This is a genomic window from Ktedonosporobacter rubrisoli (assembly GCF_004208415.1).
Taxonomy (GTDB): Bacteria; Chloroflexota; Ktedonobacteria; order Ktedonobacterales; family Ktedonobacteraceae; genus Ktedonosporobacter; species Ktedonosporobacter rubrisoli.
Window position 1 is genome coordinate 10,491,299 of the sequence record NZ_CP035758.1, and the last position, 21,522, is coordinate 10,512,820.

The following is a 21,522-nucleotide window of genomic DNA, read 5'->3' on the forward strand; positions in this document are numbered from 1 at the left end:
TGGCAGGAGATGGGGATCATGAGCTTGGGCGAACTACTTGCTGTATGCCCCGAGAGGGAACGCTAGCCGCTGACGTACTACCAGAGTTGCGCACCGCAATGCCCGCAAAAACGCTTGCCAGGACGGCAGCGCTCTCCGCATTGATCGCAAAAGATAGCTTGCCCGCTGGGAGTGGGAACCGGTCGGGGCGCTTGAGGCGTGGCCGCTGGCGGAACTGGCTGGGCAGGCATAGGCTGCGGCTGAGGGGCCGGTGTAGGAGGCTGCATGGGTATTTGCTGACCCTGCATAGGTGGCATTGCTTGTGGCTGAGCTGGCTGTGGCGTCGGCGGCTGACCTGCAAGGCCCGGCTCAGCTGTTTGCGGAGTTTGAAAGGTTTCATGAATAGTTTTGGCAGCCTTAAAAGCCATACCGCCTATCGACGTCGCGATTTTAAGGCCTTTGGCTATATCATCCATATCCTTTTGCATGCGATGCGTGGGAGGCAGGATGGTCGAATCTGAAACCTTGTTATAGAAACTCTGCCCGATCTGTAGGCCTTCCCCGTTCCAGGAGAGTTGCGCCTGCTCTTGCTTACCATCATTGAAGCGCAAAAAGATCGTGTTTCCCTGCACATTATAGCTTCCCTCGTTCCTCGTTTCGGGGGCCGCTGTATTTATTTGCTGACCACTGAGCAGCGATTGGGCCGCATTGGCCAGGCGGCTGTGATCTTGCGTAATGATAATGAAGCGCCCGTTTGGATGCAGGGTCAGACGATCGATGCGCGAAGTAAAGTAATCAAGCCCTACCCCCGAGCGATGTACGCATTCATATTGGCCTGTGATCGGTTTCATCTCTATGTTCCTTCCCTGACCTGGCAGGGGACTGACAATGCCCTTTATGTACTCTAAGTATAGCACTTAGAGCTGGGCGTTGTCCTCTAGTGTAGAGGCATGATTGCTGACCGAAACGAGCTCAGAGAGGAGGTGAGCTTGCTCCAACTCTTGCTCGCTCTCCTCTGGCTTGCCTATCTTGAGAAGGTGACGGCCCAGACGAACATGAGCGCTAATGCGTGCCGCAATACGGTCTGTGTCGGCAAGCTCTGTCGTTGCATGTCTGAATGCTTCCTCTACCGCTGGATCTTTGGGGTTAATTGCCTCCAGAATGCGCCCTAGCATGAGATAGGCATCTGCCCGCCTCAACTTGTAGCTGCGTTTGCTGGCAGCCAGCGCTAGATCAACGTAGCTGCGGGCCTGGGCATAGCGTTTAGCCTCAAGTTCAATATTGGCAAGTGAGCAAGCCGCGATAGCGACGACATTGGCCTCTTCCTGTTGTTTGCGCTTCTCTGGTAAGGTAGTGGCTAAGTCCTGCTCAAGAGAGGGGGACCAGGTACGCAAGATCTCTTTGAGGTAGGCGCCTACTTTCTCAACCTCGCCCAATGTCTGTTCGATCTGGGCAATCTGACATGTGACCGCTGCGGCGCGTAATTGTTCTCCCACCGAGCGATACAGGAAGCGCGCATTTTCAGCATGTTCGAGCGCCAGGCGCAACTTTTGCTCCTTGTCATGCGCCTGGGCGGGCGAATTGCGCATACCATGAGCCTGGGCAAAGGCGATAAGCGCTATGCCCCAATGAGCCTCGGCGACGTAGCCAGAAGGCGTTTCACTATTCATCATCCGCAAAGTGATCTTATAGTGCTCAAGCGCATCATCTAGTTGTTGGAGCTCGCGACAGGTGCCGGCGAGATGCAGATGCAACAGCATATACTCGCCTCGGTGCTCCATTGGTACATCTTCTAACGCGGGATGCTCATTCACCGCATAAATAAAATCTTGCTGCGCCTTCAGGAATTTGCGCTGCTCGAAATAGGCCTGGCCACGTAAGGCCGCCAGGCGCCACCGTTGCTGCGCTGGGACCTGCGAAAAATGGAGATCTTGTAAAAGTCCTAGCGCCTTACATATATTTTTATGAGCAAGCCATTGGGATGCTTCAGTTCTTAAGCTTTCATACGATTTGCTTTGATGAGCCTCGGTTTCAGAATTTCGTTCAACGCCTCGATGCTGCTGAGCCAGGCTTTCCAGATCCTCAAGAGATAACTCAAGTCGCTCTGCCAGAAATCGTAGACTCTCTTGCGATGGATCAACCCTATTACGTTCTATTTGTGAGATAAGACTTGTGCTATAGTGACCATCAGCGACCTCTGCTAGTGAGAGATGAAGATGTTCTCGTGCAGCTCTAATGCGACCTCCCAAAGTATCTGGAGAAACAGGTTTAGACGGACGGGGCATACTTCTATGCCATCCTTCCTAACTAGGAATAAGCATACACAATAGGATAGTATATAGCAATTATGGATAATTATAATCGATAGCAGAAAGAATGACAATCCCAGCCGTGAAAATGGTGTGGATAAACAGCAAGTATAGTGGGCTTGTAGATTTTCTGTGCATATGCGCATTAGAAAGAGTGTTAGATGGGGCCAGCGATAAGAAGGGAAGCGCGCCGAGACAAGTTTTTGTTATTACATCATGTATGCACTTGCTAGTACTAATAGCCTGTTCCATGGAAGAGTTTCAGCAATTTGGTTCATTGCTGAGGTGAGCCGAAAGAAGCGCTTAGGACCGTTGAATGGCTTTTTGCGCCATGGAACTGTTATGAGTCGTACGCCTGAAACATGTGCTGCTGGTAAGCGTATATCCTAGCAATGGATAACCGCTTTGGGTAGTGTGAGGAGGAAATAGTTCAAGGAAAGAGAGCTAGCTGCCAATTTGGCTCTTATTTTTGGACCAGGGACTTGCGTTAAGATTGTATAGGGTTTGCAAGAGAAGCGGCGCCAAAAGGCAAAGCTTCTGGCATATTACTGTTTGTTAGTTGTATTCTATGTTTTAAGGCTCTCGGAACCTTAAGTTAGCCGAAAGCATATTCAGGAAAGATACGCATGACGGGTAGGGGAAAGGGAAGTCCGGCAAAGATACTTCGTGGGCCTGATTCTTGACCGTCTGCGTGCCTTCAGTTCTGTAGATAGCGGTAGCCTTTCTGAGATCTGGGAAAATTTATAGCCTCGTAGAGGTAGGGCAGGGTTAATTAGTTTTTGTAAAGGTGGGATTGTTAAGGGCCACGGCCCTTGACCTGGGGCTGTGCTCCATCACTCCCTTTTTCTCTGGGCGGATGGGTGGAAAACCAGGGAAACTGAGTAGCCTTGAGGGGTATGGCAGGGGAGGTTGTGAGAAACCGAACTATCGTGTAGAATGGAAATAGAACTTTTGATCCAAAAAGAGGCGTCGTTATCTTGACTTTCCAGGATTAAGGCTGTATTCTGAGAGGGCAATTAAAGCATTTTGAAGAGAGGTATAGGGTTAGATGTCACGTTCCCCCAAAGCACTTCCTCCCGTGAAAGATGAATTGCAGGCAAAACAAGAACAACTTTCACTCTTTGCAATGAGGAATACAGGTGAACAAGCAGAAATAGCCTCCGTACAAGCAGAGGCCAAATCAATGACAAAAACAAAAAAAAATGCGGCATATTCGGCTGCTGATATTCAGGTGCTTGAGGGCATTGCAGCGATCCGCCATCGTCCGGGGATGTATATTGGCTCAACATCTACCTCTGGTCTGCTCCATCTCATCTGGGAGGCGCTGGACAACGCAGTTGATGAAGCGGTAGCAGGCTTTGGCAAACATATCTGGATAAGCATCGACCAGGAAGGCTGGGTAACTGTACGTGACGAAGCGCGAGGTTTGCCATTTGATGATATGTTGTATCAAGGTGATTATATCCCGGCCGCAACGGTGATTCTGACGGTGCCGCACTCCGGTGGAAAGTTTGCCGAGGGTGCCTACAAGACGGCGGGAGGGTTACATGGTGTGGGCGCTACAGTTATCAATGCGCTTTCCGAGAAGGTGGAGCTGACAATATGGAGTGGTGGACAACAGTTTACCCAGATCTTCAGTCGGGGCAATGCCATGCCGCACCAGATCGTTCCTTGCGATCCGAAATTACATGGCACCCAATTTCGCTGGCTCTATGATCGCTCAATCTTTGATCCCGATGCCTACTACTCGCTAGAGGCGATCGAGAGTCGTTTGAATGCTGCTGCTTATCTTAATCGCGGTGTGGCCTTTCATCTTGATGCATGGGATGATGCGGAGAATGAGCAAGTCAAGCGAACGTTTTATTCTCGTGAGGGCTTACCCGATTATGTGCGTGACCTGGCAACAAGCACGAGCGCCCCTTTGTTTAAGCATGTAATTGGGATTGCTAAGGAAAAGGATGGGGTAAGCGTTGAGGTGGCTCTGCAGCCCACTACCGGCTATAAAATCTCTATGTATAGTTATGCCAACGCTGTGCGCACACGCGATGGTGGCGTGCATGAAACAGGTTTTAAGGCTGCTCTGACCAAGGTCGTCAACGACTATGCTCTCAAATGGAGCATCATCAGGAATCGCGAGCGAGATGGCTTCAAGCCTGAGGTGATTCAGCAGGGACTCAATGTGGTTATCTCCGTGAAGCTGACCAATCCTCAGTTTCAGGGGCAGACCAAAGATCGGCTCAATAACGCTCCTGTTGAGGGTATTGTGCGCTCAGTGACCGACGAGGGGCTCAAGGACTGGTTTGAGAATTATAGCAGCGCTGGGAAAGAATGGCTCAAGAAAATCCAGCAAATGCAAAAGGCGCGCAATGAGGCTCAGCTGGTAGAAGAGCTTGCGCGAGCCGGGAACAAGAAAAACGGTGAGCTGATTGACACCAGTCTCTCGAAGAAATTCTTGCGCTGTAATACCACTGATCCCTCGCGCGCCGAATTGTTTATAGTTGAAGGTGACTCGGCCGGAGGTAGCGCCGGTCAGGGCCGCTTCTCGGAATTTCAGGCGGTTCTCAAGCTCAAGGGCAAGCCCTTAAATGTGGCTAAGGCGGACCTGAAGAGTATCGTCGAGAACGAGGAGATTCGTACGATTATCAATGTGCTGGGCACTGGTACGCGCGATCTCTTTGATATCAGCCGCCTCAAATTTAATCGGGTGATCATTGCTACTGACGCAGATGTCGACGGCTTGCATATCCAGTGCCTTTTGCTCACGCTGTTCCACCAGGAGTTTAGCGAGCTGATTGAACGGGGCCATGTGTATATTGCCTGCCCTCCGCTCTATTCGGTTAAGTATCGTGGCAAGGTAAACTGGTTGCTGGATGATGAGGCGCGCATCCGCTTCATTGATGTACATCCCGATGCTCGGGGATTGGAATTCAAGCGCTTTAAGGGCCTGGGCGAGATGAATCCAAAGGAGCTGCGCGATACAACCTTTGATCCCACCCGTCGCGTGCTCAAGCGAGTCACGATGGAAGATGGCGTGCTGGCGGCCAGGCTGGTTACAGAATTGATGGAAGATAAGAACGCGGAGCGACGCCGAGTGTTTCTGGCTGAACATGCTCGCAAGATTAAAGAACTGGACATTTAAACGATGGCGCGTACAACAGATACTATGGCAGAAACAGGCATTATTCTCGAAGATTTTTCGGTTATTATGTCTCAGGCCTTTGCTACGTATGGTCTTTCGGTGGTGACGGATCGTGCGCTACCCGATGCGCGCGATGGGCTCAAGCCTGTGCAGCGGCGTATTCTCTCCGGCATGCGTGAGGCGGGCTATCATGCAAATCGTCCAACCGTGAAAAGTGCTGAGGTCGTTGGCCTGATTCTAGGTAATTATCATCCGCATGGAGATGCACCTGTCTATGAGGCGGCCGTACGTATGGCCCAGCCCTTTACTCTGCGCTATCCCTTAATTGAAGGGCAGGGCAATATGGGCAGTGAGGATGGAGATGCGCCGGCAGCCTATCGTTATACGGAGATGCGGCTTTCTCCTCTGGCCGAAGCGCTGATGGCCGATATGGAGCGGGATACTGTCCCCTTGCACCCTACCTACAAACAAGATCCCAGGGTGCAGGAGCCCGATTACTTGCCAGGTCGTATTCCGCCTGTGGTCAATGCTTCAAGCGGCATCGCCGTGGGGCTCTCGACGAATATTCCCCCGCATAACCTTTCTGAAGTTGTGCGAGCTTGTATTGCTTTGCTCGATCATCCCGATATGAGCGTTGAGCAATTGATGGGCTATATTCAGGGACCTGACTTTTCGCAGGGGGGCGCATTATTGGCCTTGATGGGATCAAGGATTACTTCACTACCGGCAAAGGCCGCATCATTGTGCGGGCTGAGATACGGCTGGAGGAAACTCCACGCAGCCGCTCGCTCATAGTTACGCAGATCCCACCGATTGGCAGGGATAGGATTAAGGCCTCTATTGTCAAGGCTATCAATGCGCGTAAACTAGAGGGCTTGATGCCTGATTTGCGCGATGAGAGCGATACCGAAAAGGGCTTGCGTATCGTTCTGGATCTGCGTAAGGATGCCGATGCGGCCCAAACGGTATCGCAGCTCTTTAATGCAACTGATCTGCAGATCTCGCTCTCATTTCAGATGGTCTTTCTCTTTGGTGCTCCAATGCAGGCTGCGCGTCAGCCAAAGCAAGTCGGCATGCTTGAGCTACTTAACTATTGGAATGAGCATCAGCTAGATATTCTGACGCGCCGAGCGCAATTTGATCTACGCAAGGCTCAGGAGCGTTTGCATGTAGTTGAGGGCTTAATCATTGGCTCTGCCCATGCCGAGCAGATCGTCAGAATATTCCAGCAGGCCGAAGATCGGGCTGCAGCACGTAAGGTGATCGAGGCACAGTACAAGCTGACGCCAATACAATCTGATGTCATTGCCTCTATGACGCTGGCTCAGGTGACGCGGCTCGATGCAAGTAAGTATGGGAAAGAGAAGGAAGCTCTCCAGACGCGCATCAGCGATCTAGAGCGGCTTTTATCAGATCGCAAGGCGCTGGTCTCCCTGCTTAAGAAAGAAATGCAGCAGCTGATGAAGCAGTTTGGCGATGAGCGGCGTACAACTATCGATGCAGAGGCCCAGGTCCATGCTCCGATTGAAAAGGTAGCCAGCCTGCATGAAAGAGAGCCAATGGTGGTAGCCGTGACGCGCTCGTCAGCTTTCAAGGCCTTGCCAGCGACTACCTTCACCCCTCGTGGTAAGGATGAGCAGGCGCTTTATACCCCTGCCCGAGGCGATGAGCAGCTTCGTCAACTGATAAATACCACCTCGCAGGATTACTTATTATGCGTGTGTTCCAGTGGACGTGTCTTTCAAATCGCGACACACCGCATTCCACCCGGAACGCGCTCAACGCGCGGAGAAGCTGTGAATAAGCTGCTAGAGTTAGCCCCGGGCGAGGAGGTAGTGACAGTTCTGCCGATTGATGACTATGAGGAAGAGCGCTACCTGGTTAGCTTTAGTAAACAGGGCAAGGTGAAGAAATCGCCGCTGAGCGAATATAAGACTGTCGATGTGGATGGGGCCCAGGATATGAAGCTTGCCGAGGGCGATAGCGTTGTGGCAGCGCTTCTCTCGCGCGGACGAGGAGAGTACTTCGTAACAACCGATTATGCTCAGACGCTACGTTTTAGCGATGAGGGCTTGCGCTCACAGGGACGCGTTGGTCAGGGCGTGGCGGCAATTACTTTAAACAAGGGGGCGACGGTCGTCAGCGCTGTCTATCTTGATAGCGAGGCGGCTGCCGAGGCCGGCTTGCAACATCTTCTGGTCGTGACTGCGGATGGTATGGGCAAAAAAGTGCCTCTTGATCAGTATCCGCAAAAGAGTCGCGCAGCCGTAGGGGTTGTCACAGCAGAACTGGCAGGGACAGATCGCATGTTGACAACGCTGCTGGTTGACGAAGAAGACCAGTTGCTGCTGACCTGGACCGGTGAACGAGGCGATCAAGCTACAGTGATCAGAGGCTCTGATCTCAAGACTTTCTTGCGTACACATCCGGGCGTCCCGCTAGTGAATGGGCGCATCGCTAGCATTATCAAATTAGCGTAAAGGCCAGTCGTGGCACCTGGTGGGATAATAGATGGTAAGAGCTCGCTTGCGGCCTTACGCTATACGCTTAAGGTTAGCTGTGAGAATCTTCCAGGTGCCATCGGCTTGTCGACCGAGGATATAGTAGCCCTGATAGCTACTTTGCTGGGTGCCAATTCCAGGGGCGGCATCTTCTGTCGCGCTGAGCGTTAGAGAAACCCGTAGCGTGCCATCGCTCTGCTGGCTCACACCATTAATAGTGATTGAATCATTATGGGTATGTGCATAGCCTTGCGCAAACTCGTTAAGGCTTTGCGGATAATGTGCCCATAGGCTATACGCTCCTTGATAGTCTTTGGCATTGATGTATTTGTAATAGAGCTCAATCGTGCTTTGGGCCTGCTGCTCAGGCGTAGGGGGTTGAGCTGTTGGTGAGATCTGAACGGTTGGTACTGTTGGAGATGGGTGGCCTATAATGGGACCCAGTTTATCACGCATGAGATTTGCAATGCCCTGAGGCCCCAGGACAAAAAATAGAGTGGCTGCTGAGGCAAAGATCAGAAGAAAAACAACTATCAATGCAGTGAGCCAGCGCGCTGATTTGCGTGGTCGCTTCTGTCCATGAACTGGATAGTCGGTATTGGGCGTAGGAATGAAGCTAGGATATGATACTGGCTGCGGGCTATAAAAGCCATCCTCTGTCGTGGATTGGCCCGTATGCATTGGCCCCTGGTAAGTAGGCGGTACAGCTCTAGGCCTGGGATGCTGGACGGCGTTACTATTCTCTACAGTACTGTAGCTATTCGCTTGCTCTGAAGCGGGCGCGGCCCCTGGAAAATCCGGCGTTGATAGGATCGTGGCGTCGTTGGTATGCGTCCCTTCGCCCACTGGATTATAAGGGGTAGGTTCGCCGCAACGTGGACATCTGGCAGCGCCGGCTGCCAATAAATAGCCACATTGTCCACAGAATGCCATATATTGCTCCTTTCTGCTCTCAGTTGAGAAACAGCAAGATGGTCTTTATACCGAGTATGGTGCTAAGCCAGGCTTGTTTTTCTGTTCTTGCGTAAATGGTAGCAGCTGCATCTATTTCTCTCCGAGGTACTGCTTTGTCGTTCCGATATGCCAGGTCCAATCTCCTCGTGTTTGATATACAAATTTAGGCAAATATAAATATAGTATGCATTTCTTGCATAGGGCTATGAACCAGTAAACAATTTGGGTCCTGGTAATGATTTCACGATATCGCCAGGTAGGCTATCTGGTTCTTTTTTTATTTACAGAGCCCTTGCCTCTTGTAGTTTATACAAGTTCTCCGAATTAGAAAAGAGAGGAATTACCACTTTTCGATGACGCTACAAGTATTCTCCAGCTTATGTGCAGGAAGAGAAGAGAGATTATGGCTCAAACATTCTCGCTGACGGCAGCAATGGGGCCGGCTTTCCTTGAGTAGCTAACTTGCAAATACAGAATGATTATGCTATAGTATTCATAAATACCTGCATGAATGTGCAGCTGTTCAAAAATATGAGGTGTCGATGAGTATGACAATACAGCCTATTGAGACGAGAACAGAGGACCTTCCTGCTGGCGATATGTGCCAGCAGCGGGCGATTCACGCGGAACATGTGCTGGAAGTGAGACGGAACCTGCTTTCGGCAGACGAGGCGGCGCGTATAGCTGCGCTCTTTGCGGTCTTAAGTGACCCCACCAGGCTACAGGTTGTTCACGCTCTGCTCAATGCTCCGGAGGGTGAGCTTTGTGTGTGTGATCTGGCCGCAGGTTTGAAGAGGGATGATACTACTATTTCGCATCAGTTGCGCGTCTTGCGCAATCAGCAAATAGTGGCAATGCGCAAAGTGGGCCGTGTTGTCTATTATCGCCTGATAGATGAGCATATTCGTCAGTTGCTAAAGATGGGTATTGCTCATGCCTGCGAAGAGACTCCGATGGTGCCCTCGCAGCGGAAAGAGGTATCTGCATGAGTAGCCAGGATAGTGTTATGGATAGCCACGCAGGGCACAGCCACGCTGGCCACGATCATACCCATGGCATGGCCAAACAGACGCTGCGCTTAGCGTTTTTCTTAACGATTGTTATTCTGCTGGTCGAGTTGGTCGGGGGCATCTTTGCAAATTCGTTAGCTCTGCTCTCTGATGCTGGCCATGTGGTGACCGATCTGTTTGCCCTTGGTCTGGCCTGGTTCGCAGCTGTGCAGGCAGAAAGGCCGCCAAATGAGCGAAAAACATTTGGCTACCATCGGGTAGGCATTCTAGCCGCGCTGCTCAATGCGATTACGCTGATCCTTATCGCTGTGGCAATTTCCTGGGAAGCGATCCAGCGTTTCCAGCACCCTGAACCTGTGCAACCCTTGATTATGTTCGGCTCTGCAGCTGTAGGTATTCTTGTTAACCTGTTTATAGCCTTTGGCTTACGTAAAGAAGACCATAACCTGAATGTACGAGCGGCAAGCTTGCACGTGCTGGGAGATGTGGGAGCTTCGGTTGGCGTTATTGTTGCCGGTGGCTTGATTCTCTTGACTGGTTGGTTTCCTCTGGACCCCATACTCTCGGTAGGCATTGCTATACTCATAGCCCTGGGAGCCTGGCGTATCCTGCGTGAGACAACAGATATTCTCCTGGAGGCTGTTCCCAAAGGCATTTCCATGCCGCGTATGGTGCAGGATATAACAAGTGTTGTCGGCGTGCGCGGGGTGCATGATTTGCATGTATGGAGCATTACCAGCGGCATGTATGCGCTCTCGTGCCATGTCTTGATTGATAATGTACCACCCAGCGCTAGCGCATCGATCTTGCAGTCTCTCACTTCTATCCTTAGCGAGAAATATCATATTGGCCACTCAACTATCCAATTTGAGTGCAGTGCAGCGGATAGCTCGTGTTGCTCAGAACGAAGCCTGTATTGTCGGATGGGGACCGCAAAAGAACAATGCTGCGAAAGCGAAAGTCACGCCTGAGTCCTTTAGATAGGTGGTGCACAAGCCCCGGTGGTATTATGTGAGATCTTGTCAGCGAAAGCTGCATGGATTTAGCTTCCTGGTGCCAGTTGCTCTGCTTGCACTCGGGTGAGCAAATCCATGCTGGCCTTGCTTGACTTGAGCCGGACCCACTGCCGTAACATATTGACCTATGGTGGCTGCATACAGAACTGGCACCTGAGTGTCTGCTGTAACCGTCTGGAGCCAGCCCCCATGAAGATATGATCTCTTGCAGGCTCGTTGCTACTGCCTCTTCGTTAGTAACATGGGCGAGCAGAGGAGCTTAGCTATACCGCTTACCACTAACAAAAGAGGCCAGAGGTAAGCAAGTCAGGGGTTAATGTATTCTTTTCGTTGGCACTAGCCTCCCCTCCTGCTAACCAGTATGACCCTCTGATGCAGGTTTTCGCTGAACTAGCGATAAACTGAAACATTGCTACGGTTTGCGGGTCAGCAAAGTAACGTCCCCCATCGGTATCTGTAAAATGAACCAGCGTATTCTCTCTAGTCGGGACGGGTTGATGGATAGACTTGAGATGATTTCGTAGATCAACCGCCCTTGCGTAAGTGCAGGAGCCAGGATCGCCTACTTGCTTACCGGCATCATCCCATAAAAGGCAATAAGAAGCTAACTCCCAGGTGACTTTTTCCATGGGAAGAGTGGCACTTGTATAGGCAAAGATCTCTTTTATCCACTGCGTTGTCACAATCGGTTGGGCGAAATCAAAATGGCCCTGGTCCAATGCCATGATGATGAAGAATTCAGCAGTTTTCCCAAGGGCTGGAAAATCCTCAAACGCGTTGAGCTGATTATCTTTCTCACTCTGATTTTTCGTTTTATGGATTAACGCGATGCCAAAGGGCTTTTTTATGGCTTGCAGCGCTGTGTGTAAATCCTGGCAATACGTCGTAAAAATGGCTGGATGGAGGGAATCGCCTGCCTCGATATCTGAAATGACTCCATCGTAGTGGTATTTTGACACTACGTCTGTAATGTTTTTGAAATATGCCTTGTCAGTATGCGCATGCTGTTCGTATCTTGCTATGTCCTCCGGGGTAGATCCATCCTTTCCTAGCACTATGCCGAGAACCAGAAACACGCGCCCATTATGTTGATGGACAGTAGATAACACCTGCTCAAGGCAGCTCTGGGTCTCGGCACTGAAGCCGCTAAATAACTGCCCATTATCTGTATTAATCCAGCCGTGTTCAAAGAGCCCTACATCAATCGGTTGCTTTGCTGTCCTGCTCGCCTCTTCATAGGCGTGCAGGCCCTGGCCGCGTGACTTTTGAGACTGACAATCATCAATCCACATGAAAAAACCGCTGATGGGCGCCGTGTTTTTTTGCGCTGTCTGCGCAACTGTTCGGGAGCTCGATTGAGAAACCGGGCTACATGCGACAATAAAAGAAAACAATATGGTAAGCATGAAGCCAAGATACCAATAACGGGGAAAAGCCATTGCTTCCTTCTTTCTTCCTCAGCAATGAATAGGCCAGTCTTCAGCTCCGAACAACGACGGGCGAAGATCAAGGCTATCTGCAACTATGCTAGTGGTCATTCCTGAATTGATCGATGTCCAATGTATTGGAGAGATCAGCGGAGAGAAGCAGATGACGTCCACGTGGCTGCAGACAAACTGGCAGATGTGGAGCTGCAAGGGGTTGGGGAAATAGGGTACGATCTGCACGCTCTGATACGCAATTTCATGAATCCTTCCATTTCTAAGCATGTGATGCTAAACAAGCATAAGAATAGAGAGAGTCGGGAAAAGTTGCGAATAGGGAGCGGTTCTTTTTTCCTGACTCCAGTATGAGAAAATGCCTCTAATATTATACACCTTCTGATAATGAGATGTGTTAGGGTCTGTTTTCTCTCCTCTATACACGAGTCGAAAAGGAAAGTATCTTTGTGACGCTTTGAAGCAGATCTGTTTTACTGCTCAGCTTTTGATACCTATCATGGCCAATAGTTCAAAGAGAGATGCATAACCTACCCATCGGTTCCTACAAGCTGCCTGAGGTTCTTCGATTCACCACAGTATGAACTTAGTGACTGAGATATAGTTCAACGCAGACATTATATAGTTTAAGCTCTGCAGCTTTGCCCATAAATATGATAAACTAGAGGTCGAGGACCTTCCTTACGATCATTTCTCCCCGCAGTGGCACCAATGAGAAAACAAGCCATTTCTCGCAGGCCTTGCTCTTCCTCCATCAGGTGGGGCAAATTGGGTGTTGAGCAACGCTTTTGAACGAGAGCAGAAGAAAGGATGTAAACAGTGACAGATCTTGTGCGCTATCACGTGGAAGCACGAACAGGCGTTGGCTTCCCGCTCAAGGCTGGGCAACTTCTCACGATCATTGATCCTCAAGGAGAGCAGAGTGGGGATCTGGTTGCCTTTGGAGAGGCCGATAAGGCCGAGTGGCTTTCATCAGGGCGTAGCATTGATTACAACGAGACTATTTATCTGACAACAGGGCATGTTCTCTACTCGAATCGAAGCACTCCGATGTTCACCATTGTGGAAGATACGGTTGGCAAGCACGATTTTCTTTTCGCCCCATGTAGCCTTGAGATGTTTCAGCGATCGTATGGTATCCAGGGAGATCATCCCAGCTGCTTTGACAACCTGGCGAAGAACCTGGCATCCTTTGGCATTACAGGAGATATGCTTCCAACCCCTTTCAATTTCTTTATGAATGCATCGATCCTTCCTTCGGGAGCTATTACGATCGCTCCTCCTCTCTCGCGGCCTGGAAGCTTTGTGCGGTTGCGCGCTGAAATGGATCTGATCGTGGGCATCTCAGCCTGTTCGGCGCCGGGATGTAACAACGGCACTTGTAAGCCTATTGATGTAGAGATCACTGGCAAAATTGGTGCGTAAGTGGCCTGGCATCAAGATTACTGTCTAATCGAATCCATATCTAGCTCGATCAACAAACTGCCCAGGCATATGCCTATTTGAGAGCGTCGATCCTCTCTTTTCTGCAGTGCCTCTCCAATGCCCGTGGGGAGCGCACTGCTAAGCAGGAAGGGATACGTGAGTCTGGGGCATCGATTGCTGCAGATCTTAGCCGAACTCAGCGACTTTCTGGCAGGTGACTTCTCACTTTGTCAGGGCATTTCTGCATTATTGATCTTGAGCCTGTAGACTTTGATCGCAATCTGTAGCGTGAGCCAATTGCCTCTCTCCTGCAGATCAAGATCACATAAGGACTGTAAGCGTTCAAGACGTTGAATAAGTGTATTGCGATGCACAAATAAACGATCTGAAGTCCTGGTAAGATTTCCGGCACATTCTAAATATGTATCAAGAGTAGCTAATAGATCAGTATTTTTGCGTTTATCATAATTATCTATGCGGGCTATTTGCTCTTGATAGATATCGCGCAAATTGTCCATATGGGCAATTTTATACAGATAGCGATAGACTCCCAGGTCATTAAAGTGAGTAACTGTAGGCCGAGATTGGAGCCCTCTACGATTGCCTTGCGCTTCCTGTCCCATTTGTAGGGCCTCGTGGGCCTCAGCAAAGCTACGGTGATAGTCTCTAATATCCTGGCAAATATTGCCAAGGCCGACAGAGAGCAACATATGATATTCATGGTATATCTGGTGGGCTTGTTCGCGAAGCCAGGCCTTAAGGCGCGTGCTGTTGCTTTCCTTTCCCAGAGCTATGATCCCGGTTAAGCTATTGTCGGCTCCATAAAAGACAGATCCTGGAAAGCTATCCTGAATACGGCGGCGAATGATGTTGGTAGTTCGCGCATAGGCAGATTGTAATGGTATTTCAGTCGTGGAAGTGGGCTCTTCGCGGCCAGAAGGAGCGTTGCGCGCAGCAAGCATCTGAGCACGCTCATCTCTTAGCGCCAGCTTATCGGCAGAGGCCTTTTCACCATCATCTTCGTTGGCTATAGCACACTCGACAATAGCGACAGCGTGAGGCTTGCTGAGGTCCAATCCCAGGAAACGAGCTCTCTGCTGGAGTACATCCTCTGCGGTAGAAGAGCTATATAAGAGATCGTCAAAGATATCCTTCATAAGATCTTTTTGCGCCAGCTGCCTGGCTAAATTGCTGTTCTTAATAGCTACTGCAGCCTGATTAGCGATAGTGCTGAGCAAGGCTTGATCCTCTGGCGCAAATTTATGAGCTTTACTGGAATAGCAATTGATCAAGCCAAACTGCTCAATCCCCACAATCAAGGGAGCCGAAATCAACGTTTTGTATTGCCCACCCTTGAGGGGGTCCAGGCGCTGAAGCATGTTCTCTCTGTCGTCATGAGCAAGTTTGCTGGCCTCCTGGGTGCTATGCCGATGAAGACAGGTCTTGTTTAAATCTTGTAGGTGCTCCAGGACGCAGTTATCTACATCGACGGGAGAGAAATTGATGCGCCCATTGAGATCAGGAGCTGTGGTATGGACGGTCAGGCGCTGAAGTTGGGGAAAGCTCTCAGCTCTCCGTTCGCGTGCTGGCTCGGCCAGCAAGATTGCACATAAATCCACGTCCATCGTTTGCACAATGAGCGCGGCAAGAGAGTGTAACGTATCGTCAAGCTGATGAGCGGTATTGATGAGCTGGCTTGAGTCCAGAAGAGAGGCTAAGAGACGTTGCTTGAACTGGAGATCATCAGAGAGTTGCGCGTTTTCTATGACCTTGGCCAGCAGGATAGCGGCATAGTTGACAAAGGCTTGATGCTCTTCGGTGAACTCATAAGACGAGGAGGCCCGCAGCGTAATTACCCCAATAAGTTGCCGGTTTGATGTCAAAACAGGTACCGTCAAAACTGATTGGAACTTTTCTTCTTCAAGCTCTGGAAAGTAAGAAAATCTTGGGTCCTCAGTAGCTTCTTCTTGCAGGAGAAGCGGCTTGCCATGCAGCGCGCTCCAGCCTACAACTCCTTCACCTAAGGCTACAGAAATCTTGCCCTCTAGCTGTCGATAACGATTATTGGCGCTGGTCAATAGAAGACGCTGGCTCTCTTTTTGATAGAGATAAATGAATGTAGCTTCGCATGGCGTAGCGCGTACAAGGATATCTACAAGATGGTGGAGCGCTTCGTCAAGCCTGAGCGTTGAATTGATAACAGAGATAATGTCCTGGAGCAGCGTCTTTTCTTCTTGCCGGGCTTTCAACTCGCTGTGCAATTGCCTATTCTCTTCTTGCAGCTGTTCAACGAGTTGTTCTGGTGTTAGCTGTTTTCCCATCTCGGCGGCACGTAATGGGAGCTGATGATTAATGCCGGCCTTGGAAGACATGCAACCTCCTGATCTAGCGTAGCTGCCCCTATTGTCTATGAGCTACGATATTGGAATAGCGCAGATGTAAGTATTTCCTGCGTTTCTGGGTTCTATGTGGCATGAGCGACCAGGGTTGCGAAAAAGCCTAGACAACCCTGGTCGCCCTTGGATAAATTGTTTATTCATAGTAGGTGTATAACCTATATGAGCCATTGTACCCATTTTCTAGCCTGCCGTCCAGTGTTTGGTTGCTGAGCTTGGGGTTTTACTGGCTACTTCCTCTGATTCTCTGCTATAATGAGGTTGAATCTTTCGAATTAGCATGCAACGTTGTTATATTATTTGTAACAAACGTTTCTACGTTGTGTGCTTTTTAATTAAGGAGGTATCTCTTATGGCTTCAGATACCGTAACCGTCCCAGAGCTTGGGCAAGGTATAGAGAAGCATGGAATCGAACGTGTTTCTCCTGATGCCCGCTCGCATGTGCGCATCTTTGATAATTTTACCATGTGGCTTTCGGCCAACCTGGTGATTTCGACTGTCGCGCTGGGGGCACTGGCTGTTCCTGTATTTGGGCTCGGTTTCTGGGAAAGTCTTATCGCTATCATTATTTTTAATGTGCTTGGTGTGCTCCCTGTAGCGTTTTTTGCCACTCTGGGTCCGAAACTTGGCCTGCGGCAGATGACCATCTCGCGCTTCTCCTTTGGTTGGGTTGGCGCTATGGTGATGGCCTGCTTTAATGTCGCGGCTTGCATTGGTTGGTCGGCGGTGAATGTCATTGTAGGTGGCCAGCTTGTAGAGGCGCTCAGCGGCGGCGCTGTGCCCCGCTGGGTTGGTATCCTTGTCATTGCGATACTCACCACTATTGTGAGTATTTATGGATATCAATACGTACATCGTTATGAGCGCTTTGCCTGGATTCCGATGGCCATCATTTTCATTGCTATGTTCTTTATTGCGGCTCCCAGGATGTCTATTGTGCCGGCTCCCGCCTTTGGCATTGCCTCGGTAGCTTCCTTTGTCTCCTTTGGCGGCGCTATTTATGGCTTTGCGACGGGCTGGAGCTCTTACGCAGCCGACTACAACGTGAACCAGCCGGAGGAAACGCCGGCCAGGCGCATTTTCTGGCTTACCTTCTTTGGCGTGACCATACCATGCATCTTGCTGGAGACGCTCGGTATGGGCTTAACGACTGTGGCCGCGTATCATAATAAGGGCGGTGGCGATCTGCTGGCCGCTGTGGTTTCTCCTCTTGGTGGCTTTGGGACACTGCTGCTGGTCTTGCTGGCTTTAAGCGTCATTGCTAACAATATTCCCAATGACTACAGCCTTGGCCTGACGGTACAGGTGTATGGACATCGCTTCCAGCGCGTCAACCGGGCAGTCTGGACGCTCATCGGAGCGGTAATCTATATCCTGATTGCTATTCCTGCCGCCAATAATTTTAATTCCACGCTTGATAATTTCCTGCTGCTCGTTGCTTACTGGCTGGGTCCCTGGGCCATAATTCTGGTTGTGGAGCATTTTGTGTTCCGCCGCGGTAAATATCCCGTTGAGGCCTGGAATACGCGCAGCAAGCTGCCAGTGGGCTGGGCGGCCCTGGTCTCCATGGCGATCGGGCTGGTAGGTGTATATCTTGGCGCTGCTCAGTCCTTGTTTGTTGGCCCTATTGCAGCTCTGTTTAATCGGCCCTTTGGCATGGATATTGGCTTCGAGCTGGGGGTGGTCTTTGCAGGTATTGCCTACTTCTTCTTGCGCCGTATCGAGCTCAGATCAGCCGAGCGTTAGGGTCAGACGATCTTGTATACATAAAGCAGCCCCAAAGCTAAGGGGCTGAGCTGGTAAAAGGAAACCTCCTGATAGAGACTGAAAAGGCAACGCCTCTTAGTCCTGAACAGGAGGTTTTCCATGTGTAGTGACTGTGGTGACCTGTCAACACGCGTGCAGGCAATGGCGCTCTGGGTTGGTCGCAAGCAGGTCATGCGCTGGCGGGTTAAGCGAATGAAAGATCTTGAGCTAGACATTTGTAGGCTAATAAGCCAGGTAGCCATCATGTATATTACCTAAAGAACAGGATCGTATGATATACTTTTTGGGCAAAGCTATGGCGCTTTAGGTAATACAGCGCTCACTTACTTAACACAAGGAGTTTCATGCCCAGACGCGCACCATATCTTCTGCGCTGGTCTCCGCAAGCACAGATTTATGAGATCTTTGCTGGAGATAGCTTGATTTTACGCGAACTTACCACTGATGATGCGGCCTGGTTTGCCTGGCTGGATGGCATCTCTTCGTTTGCTTTCCACAGTAAATCTGGAGTGCATTGTACAATCCGCAAAGAAGTCATCAAGCATAGCGGTTCCTATTGGTATGCTTATCGTTCTCTGCAGAAGCGAACCGTCAAGCGCTATCTGGGGCGCACGGCTGAGCTCAGCCTGGCCAGGCTAGAGGAAATTGCCAAGATGCTTGCCGGTGAGCAAAAGCTGCAGAAGTCAGAACAGGCATCTGTAGAGCCGCGTAGATCCCTGCCTGCCATCGCAACTTTGCCCTCGGCCGCAAATTCACCCATGACGCTGCCTCCACTGCTCTCATCAAAACTGTCTCCACCGCGCTTACCTGCAATGTTAGTGGAACGTACCCGCTTGCTGGAGCAGCTGGACCTTGCGCTTATGCACTCACTCACGTTGCTCCAGGCTCCCGCAGGCTTTGGCAAAACCACGGCGCTTAATCAATGGATTGCTACGCGAAGTAAGCAGAGCACCTTTCCCCCCCATACCTGGATCTCGCTCGATGCCAGCGATAACGATCTATTGCACTTCTGGCATTCAGTTATTGCCACCTATCAGATTGTACAGCCAATGTTAGGGCAATCGGCCTTAGCACTGCTCTCTGAGGCTATGCAGCCGCCGTTTACAGCGCCTCTGCTGGAGACTATTCTTACCATGCTGCTCAACGATCTTGCGCAGCATATGCAAGATGCGCTGCTTGTTCTAGACGATTATCATGCCATTACAGAACCTCGCATTCATGAGACGCTGACTTTTTTCCTTGAGCATTTGCCACCAGGTTTCCATGTTATACTACTTTCACGCCATGACCCACCCCTACCACTCCTGCGCTGGCGAGCTAGAAGTCAGCTCTATGAATTGCATCTCAGCGACCTACGTTTCTCGCTGGAGGAGACTGCAGCATTTCTGTATCAGGGACTGCCAAAGGTGGAGCTATCGGCAGCTGCGCTCGCACAGCTTGATACCTCACTGGAAGGCTGGGCGGCTGGATTACGTTTACTGCTCTTCACTCTGCGAGGGAGGCAGACGCCGCAAGAGGTAGAAAACGTGCTCCTTTCCCTCGGTGAACATCCCGCAGCCAATACGCTCCACAGGACGCTGTTCGATTACTTTGTGGCGGAGATCTTGCATGGGCAAACGGAGCAGGTGCAGAGTTTTCTCTTGCAAACGAGTGTCCTTAACCGTTTGAATGGCCCGCTTTGTGATGCTATTACTGGGCGGGTTGACAGCAGTGAGCTTCTGGTAACTATGGAACGCAGCGGGCTCTTGCTAGAAGCCCTGGAGGATGCTGCGCCAGGACAGTCAGCCTTTGTGACAAAGGCCTGGTATCGCTATCATGCTCTCTTTGCTGAGGCGCTGCGCCAGGAAGCCAGTCTGCGTCTTGGTGAGGAAGCACAACGTGCCCTATTACTGCGCGCGAGTTCCTGGTTTGAACACCATGGCATGCCTGCTCAGGCAATTGAAACCGCTATACAGGCCCATGATCAGGAACGAGCTGCTCTGCTTATCGAACAGGCAGGAGAGAATGAATATAGCTGGGAGACGCAGACGTCACGGCGCTGGCTCACGCAAATGCCGGAGGCTGTCTTGCGCAGGCATCCGGCTCTCTGTTTACTCTCCGCTTTAATGTTTAGATTCCAGAAAGAGGGCAAAGAAGAAATTCCCCCGGCAAAAGAGATCAAAGCCCGCTTCGAGGCTTTGCTGGAGATGGCTGAGGAGAGCTGGAGTGTCCAGGGTAACCGGTTAGGGCCTGGCATTATCAAGGCAGTGAGAGCGCTCAGTGCCTTACAATGGGAACCTTTTTCAGAGGCCGTGATGCAAGCTCAGCAAGCCCTTTCTAGCTTAACGAATGAAGGTCTAGGCCAGGATAAACAGGCCTGGCTCGGTGTTTGTAAGCTCATTGTGGGCATGAATTATATGCGTGAAGGACGCGGGGTTGAGGCTCAGGCTCTCATGTTAGAAGCGCATGCATGCAGCCTTGTCGCTGGCGATAGATCCTTCAGCCGCGAGACGCGCTTGCTTTTAGGCATGAACAGTTTTGATCTAGGAGCCTTGCGCCAGGCTGCTGAATACTTTGAGCAGGTGCTCGCAGAAGCCAGGGAGCAGGAGAATAGCAAGCATATGGTGCTGGCACTACTTGGCCTGATCCAGCTAGCTTTAGAGTGGAATGATCTGGCGGCAGCCGAGCTGCAGATCCAACAGGCTCAGATCCAGGTGCAGCGAGAGGAAGAGGAGTTGCGCGAGAATGTGAGTTTCCATCTCGCACTTTTCTATTATGCAAAGGGAGAACTCGCGTCAGCCCAACAACTATTCGCAGCGCTTGAGGCTCGTCTGCGCGCGAGCTCGGGCACCTGGACTATATGGCTGCTCTCGCTGGTTCTGGTCTGGCAGATACGCCTCTCTCTCGCAACTGATGATTTGTTGGGGGCAGAATGCAGTATAGAAATTTTGAGCGGCAATTCTCAGTTATTTGATTATGAATCGCGTCTCGCCGTAGATATTCTCCGGGCTCGTCTTCTCCTCATTCAAGGACAGAGAGATGAAGCTCGAAAACGGCTCATGTCCTTACTTCCCGGGGCTCAAGAACGCCGCCTGGTGCGGCGCACATTGGAGATTCAAGCGCTTCTGGCGCTAGTCCATAATGCATGTGGCCAGGAGCACCAGGCCCAGCACTGGCTACAACAAGCTCTTTCTCAGGCATATAGCGAAGGGTTTATCAGCATCTTTCTCGAAGAGGGAGAACCGCTGGCCCAGCTATTGCGCCAGCTTCTACCAACTATGAAAAATAGGGCCTTACGCTCCTATGCGAGGAATATCTTGCGTGCTTTCGTGCTAGCCGATAGAAAGCATGACAACAGCAATGAAGCCAGGAATTCTCTCCTTTTTGAGCCCTTATCTTTACAAGAATTGCGTGTGCTGCACCTGTTGGAAGAAGGATACACTAATCCTCAGATCGCCAATGAACTGGTCATATCGGTAAATACTGTAAAAGATCATGTAAAACATCTCTATCGCAAATTAGGGGTCAACAATCGTTATGAGGCTGGCGAGGTAGCCCGTCAGCTCAAGCTCTCCTGAAGAGATCTCTATTTTTCCACTACAACAAC

Annotated in this window: 13 protein-coding genes and 1 pseudogene; 9 read left to right on the forward strand and 5 right to left on the reverse strand. The window is 50.6% G+C overall.

The window, feature by feature from the left end; genetic code table 11:
- Nucleotides 1-77: 77 nt before the first annotated feature.
- On the reverse strand, nt 78-830 hold the full coding sequence (locus EPA93_RS44890) for a zinc ribbon domain-containing protein (RefSeq protein ID WP_129893798.1): 753 nt from the start codon (nt 828-830) through the stop codon (nt 78-80).
- Nucleotides 831-896: 66 nt separating this feature from the next.
- Complete coding sequence (locus EPA93_RS44895; protein WP_129893799.1) at nt 897-2,264, reverse strand: helix-turn-helix domain-containing protein; 1,368 nt, start codon at nt 2,262-2,264, stop codon at nt 897-899.
- A gap of 1,207 nt (nt 2,265-3,471) precedes the next feature.
- Between EPA93_RS44895 and EPA93_RS44900 the strand changes: the two genes are divergently transcribed.
- From EPA93_RS44900 to EPA93_RS51240, 3 genes and pseudogenes are all read left to right on the forward strand, one after another.
- Nucleotides 3,472-5,427, forward strand: coding sequence for a DNA gyrase/topoisomerase IV subunit B (locus tag EPA93_RS44900; RefSeq protein WP_242527261.1), 1,956 nt, complete (start codon nt 3,472-3,474; stop codon nt 5,425-5,427).
- A 171-nt stretch (nt 5,428-5,598) separates the two neighbouring features.
- A pseudogene (locus tag EPA93_RS51235) lies at nt 5,599-7,517 on the forward strand (DNA gyrase subunit A); the annotation flags it as partial.
- Between the two features lie 126 nt (nt 7,518-7,643).
- Nucleotides 7,644-7,907, forward strand: coding sequence for a hypothetical protein (locus EPA93_RS51240; RefSeq protein WP_242527548.1), 264 nt, complete (start codon nt 7,644-7,646; stop codon nt 7,905-7,907).
- 54 nt (nt 7,908-7,961) lie between these two features.
- Here EPA93_RS51240 and EPA93_RS44915 read toward each other — a convergent pair whose 3' ends face one another.
- Nucleotides 7,962-8,861 carry a Cif family virulence factor gene (locus EPA93_RS44915; protein ID WP_129893802.1) on the reverse strand — a complete coding sequence of 300 codons (900 nt, stop codon included), beginning with the start codon at nt 8,859-8,861 and terminating at the stop codon, nt 7,962-7,964.
- A 569-nt stretch (nt 8,862-9,430) separates the two neighbouring features.
- On the opposite strand from EPA93_RS44915, the gene EPA93_RS44920 reads away from it, so the two are divergent.
- Together EPA93_RS44920 and EPA93_RS44925 are read left to right on the forward strand one after the other, a co-directional pair.
- Entirely contained in the window at nt 9,431-9,871 is a 441-nt protein-coding gene (locus EPA93_RS44920) for an ArsR/SmtB family transcription factor (RefSeq protein ID WP_207229371.1), read from the forward strand.
- Nucleotides 9,868-10,863: a cation diffusion facilitator family transporter gene (locus EPA93_RS44925; protein ID WP_242527262.1), complete on the forward strand. Its 996-nt coding sequence runs from the start codon at nt 9,868-9,870 to the stop codon at nt 10,861-10,863. Before EPA93_RS44920 ends, EPA93_RS44925 begins: the two co-directional genes overlap by 4 nt.
- A gap of 323 nt (nt 10,864-11,186) precedes the next feature.
- On the opposite strand, the gene EPA93_RS44930 is transcribed toward EPA93_RS44925, so the two are convergent.
- On the reverse strand, nt 11,187-12,347 hold the full coding sequence (locus EPA93_RS44930; protein WP_129893803.1) for a glycoside hydrolase family 18 protein: 1,161 nt from the start codon (nt 12,345-12,347) through the stop codon (nt 11,187-11,189).
- A gap of 819 nt (nt 12,348-13,166) precedes the next feature.
- Between EPA93_RS44930 and EPA93_RS44935 the strand changes: the two genes are divergently transcribed.
- Nucleotides 13,167-13,772, forward strand: a complete 606-nt coding sequence (locus EPA93_RS44935; RefSeq protein WP_129893804.1) for a DUF1989 domain-containing protein — start codon at nt 13,167-13,169, stop codon at nt 13,770-13,772.
- A 230-nt stretch (nt 13,773-14,002) separates the two neighbouring features.
- Here EPA93_RS44935 and EPA93_RS44940 read toward each other — a convergent pair whose 3' ends face one another.
- Complete coding sequence (locus tag EPA93_RS44940; protein WP_129893805.1) at nt 14,003-16,144, reverse strand: GAF domain-containing protein; 2,142 nt, start codon at nt 16,142-16,144, stop codon at nt 14,003-14,005.
- A 376-nt stretch (nt 16,145-16,520) separates the two neighbouring features.
- Between EPA93_RS44940 and EPA93_RS44945 the strand changes: the two genes are divergently transcribed.
- The 3 genes from EPA93_RS44945 to EPA93_RS48860 all read left to right on the forward strand — a co-directional run bounded on the left by EPA93_RS44945 (nt 16,521) and on the right by EPA93_RS48860 (nt 21,493).
- Nucleotides 16,521-17,915 (forward strand): purine-cytosine permease family protein, encoded by a 1,395-nt coding sequence (locus EPA93_RS44945; protein ID WP_165423811.1) that lies wholly within the window; start codon nt 16,521-16,523, stop codon nt 17,913-17,915.
- 120 nt (nt 17,916-18,035) lie between these two features.
- Nucleotides 18,036-18,194, forward strand: a complete 159-nt coding sequence (locus tag EPA93_RS48855; protein ID WP_165423812.1) for a hypothetical protein — start codon at nt 18,036-18,038, stop codon at nt 18,192-18,194.
- A gap of 86 nt (nt 18,195-18,280) precedes the next feature.
- Complete coding sequence (locus tag EPA93_RS48860) at nt 18,281-21,493, forward strand: winged helix-turn-helix domain-containing protein (protein ID WP_165423813.1); 3,213 nt, start codon at nt 18,281-18,283, stop codon at nt 21,491-21,493.
- Nucleotides 21,494-21,522 lie beyond the last annotated feature (29 nt).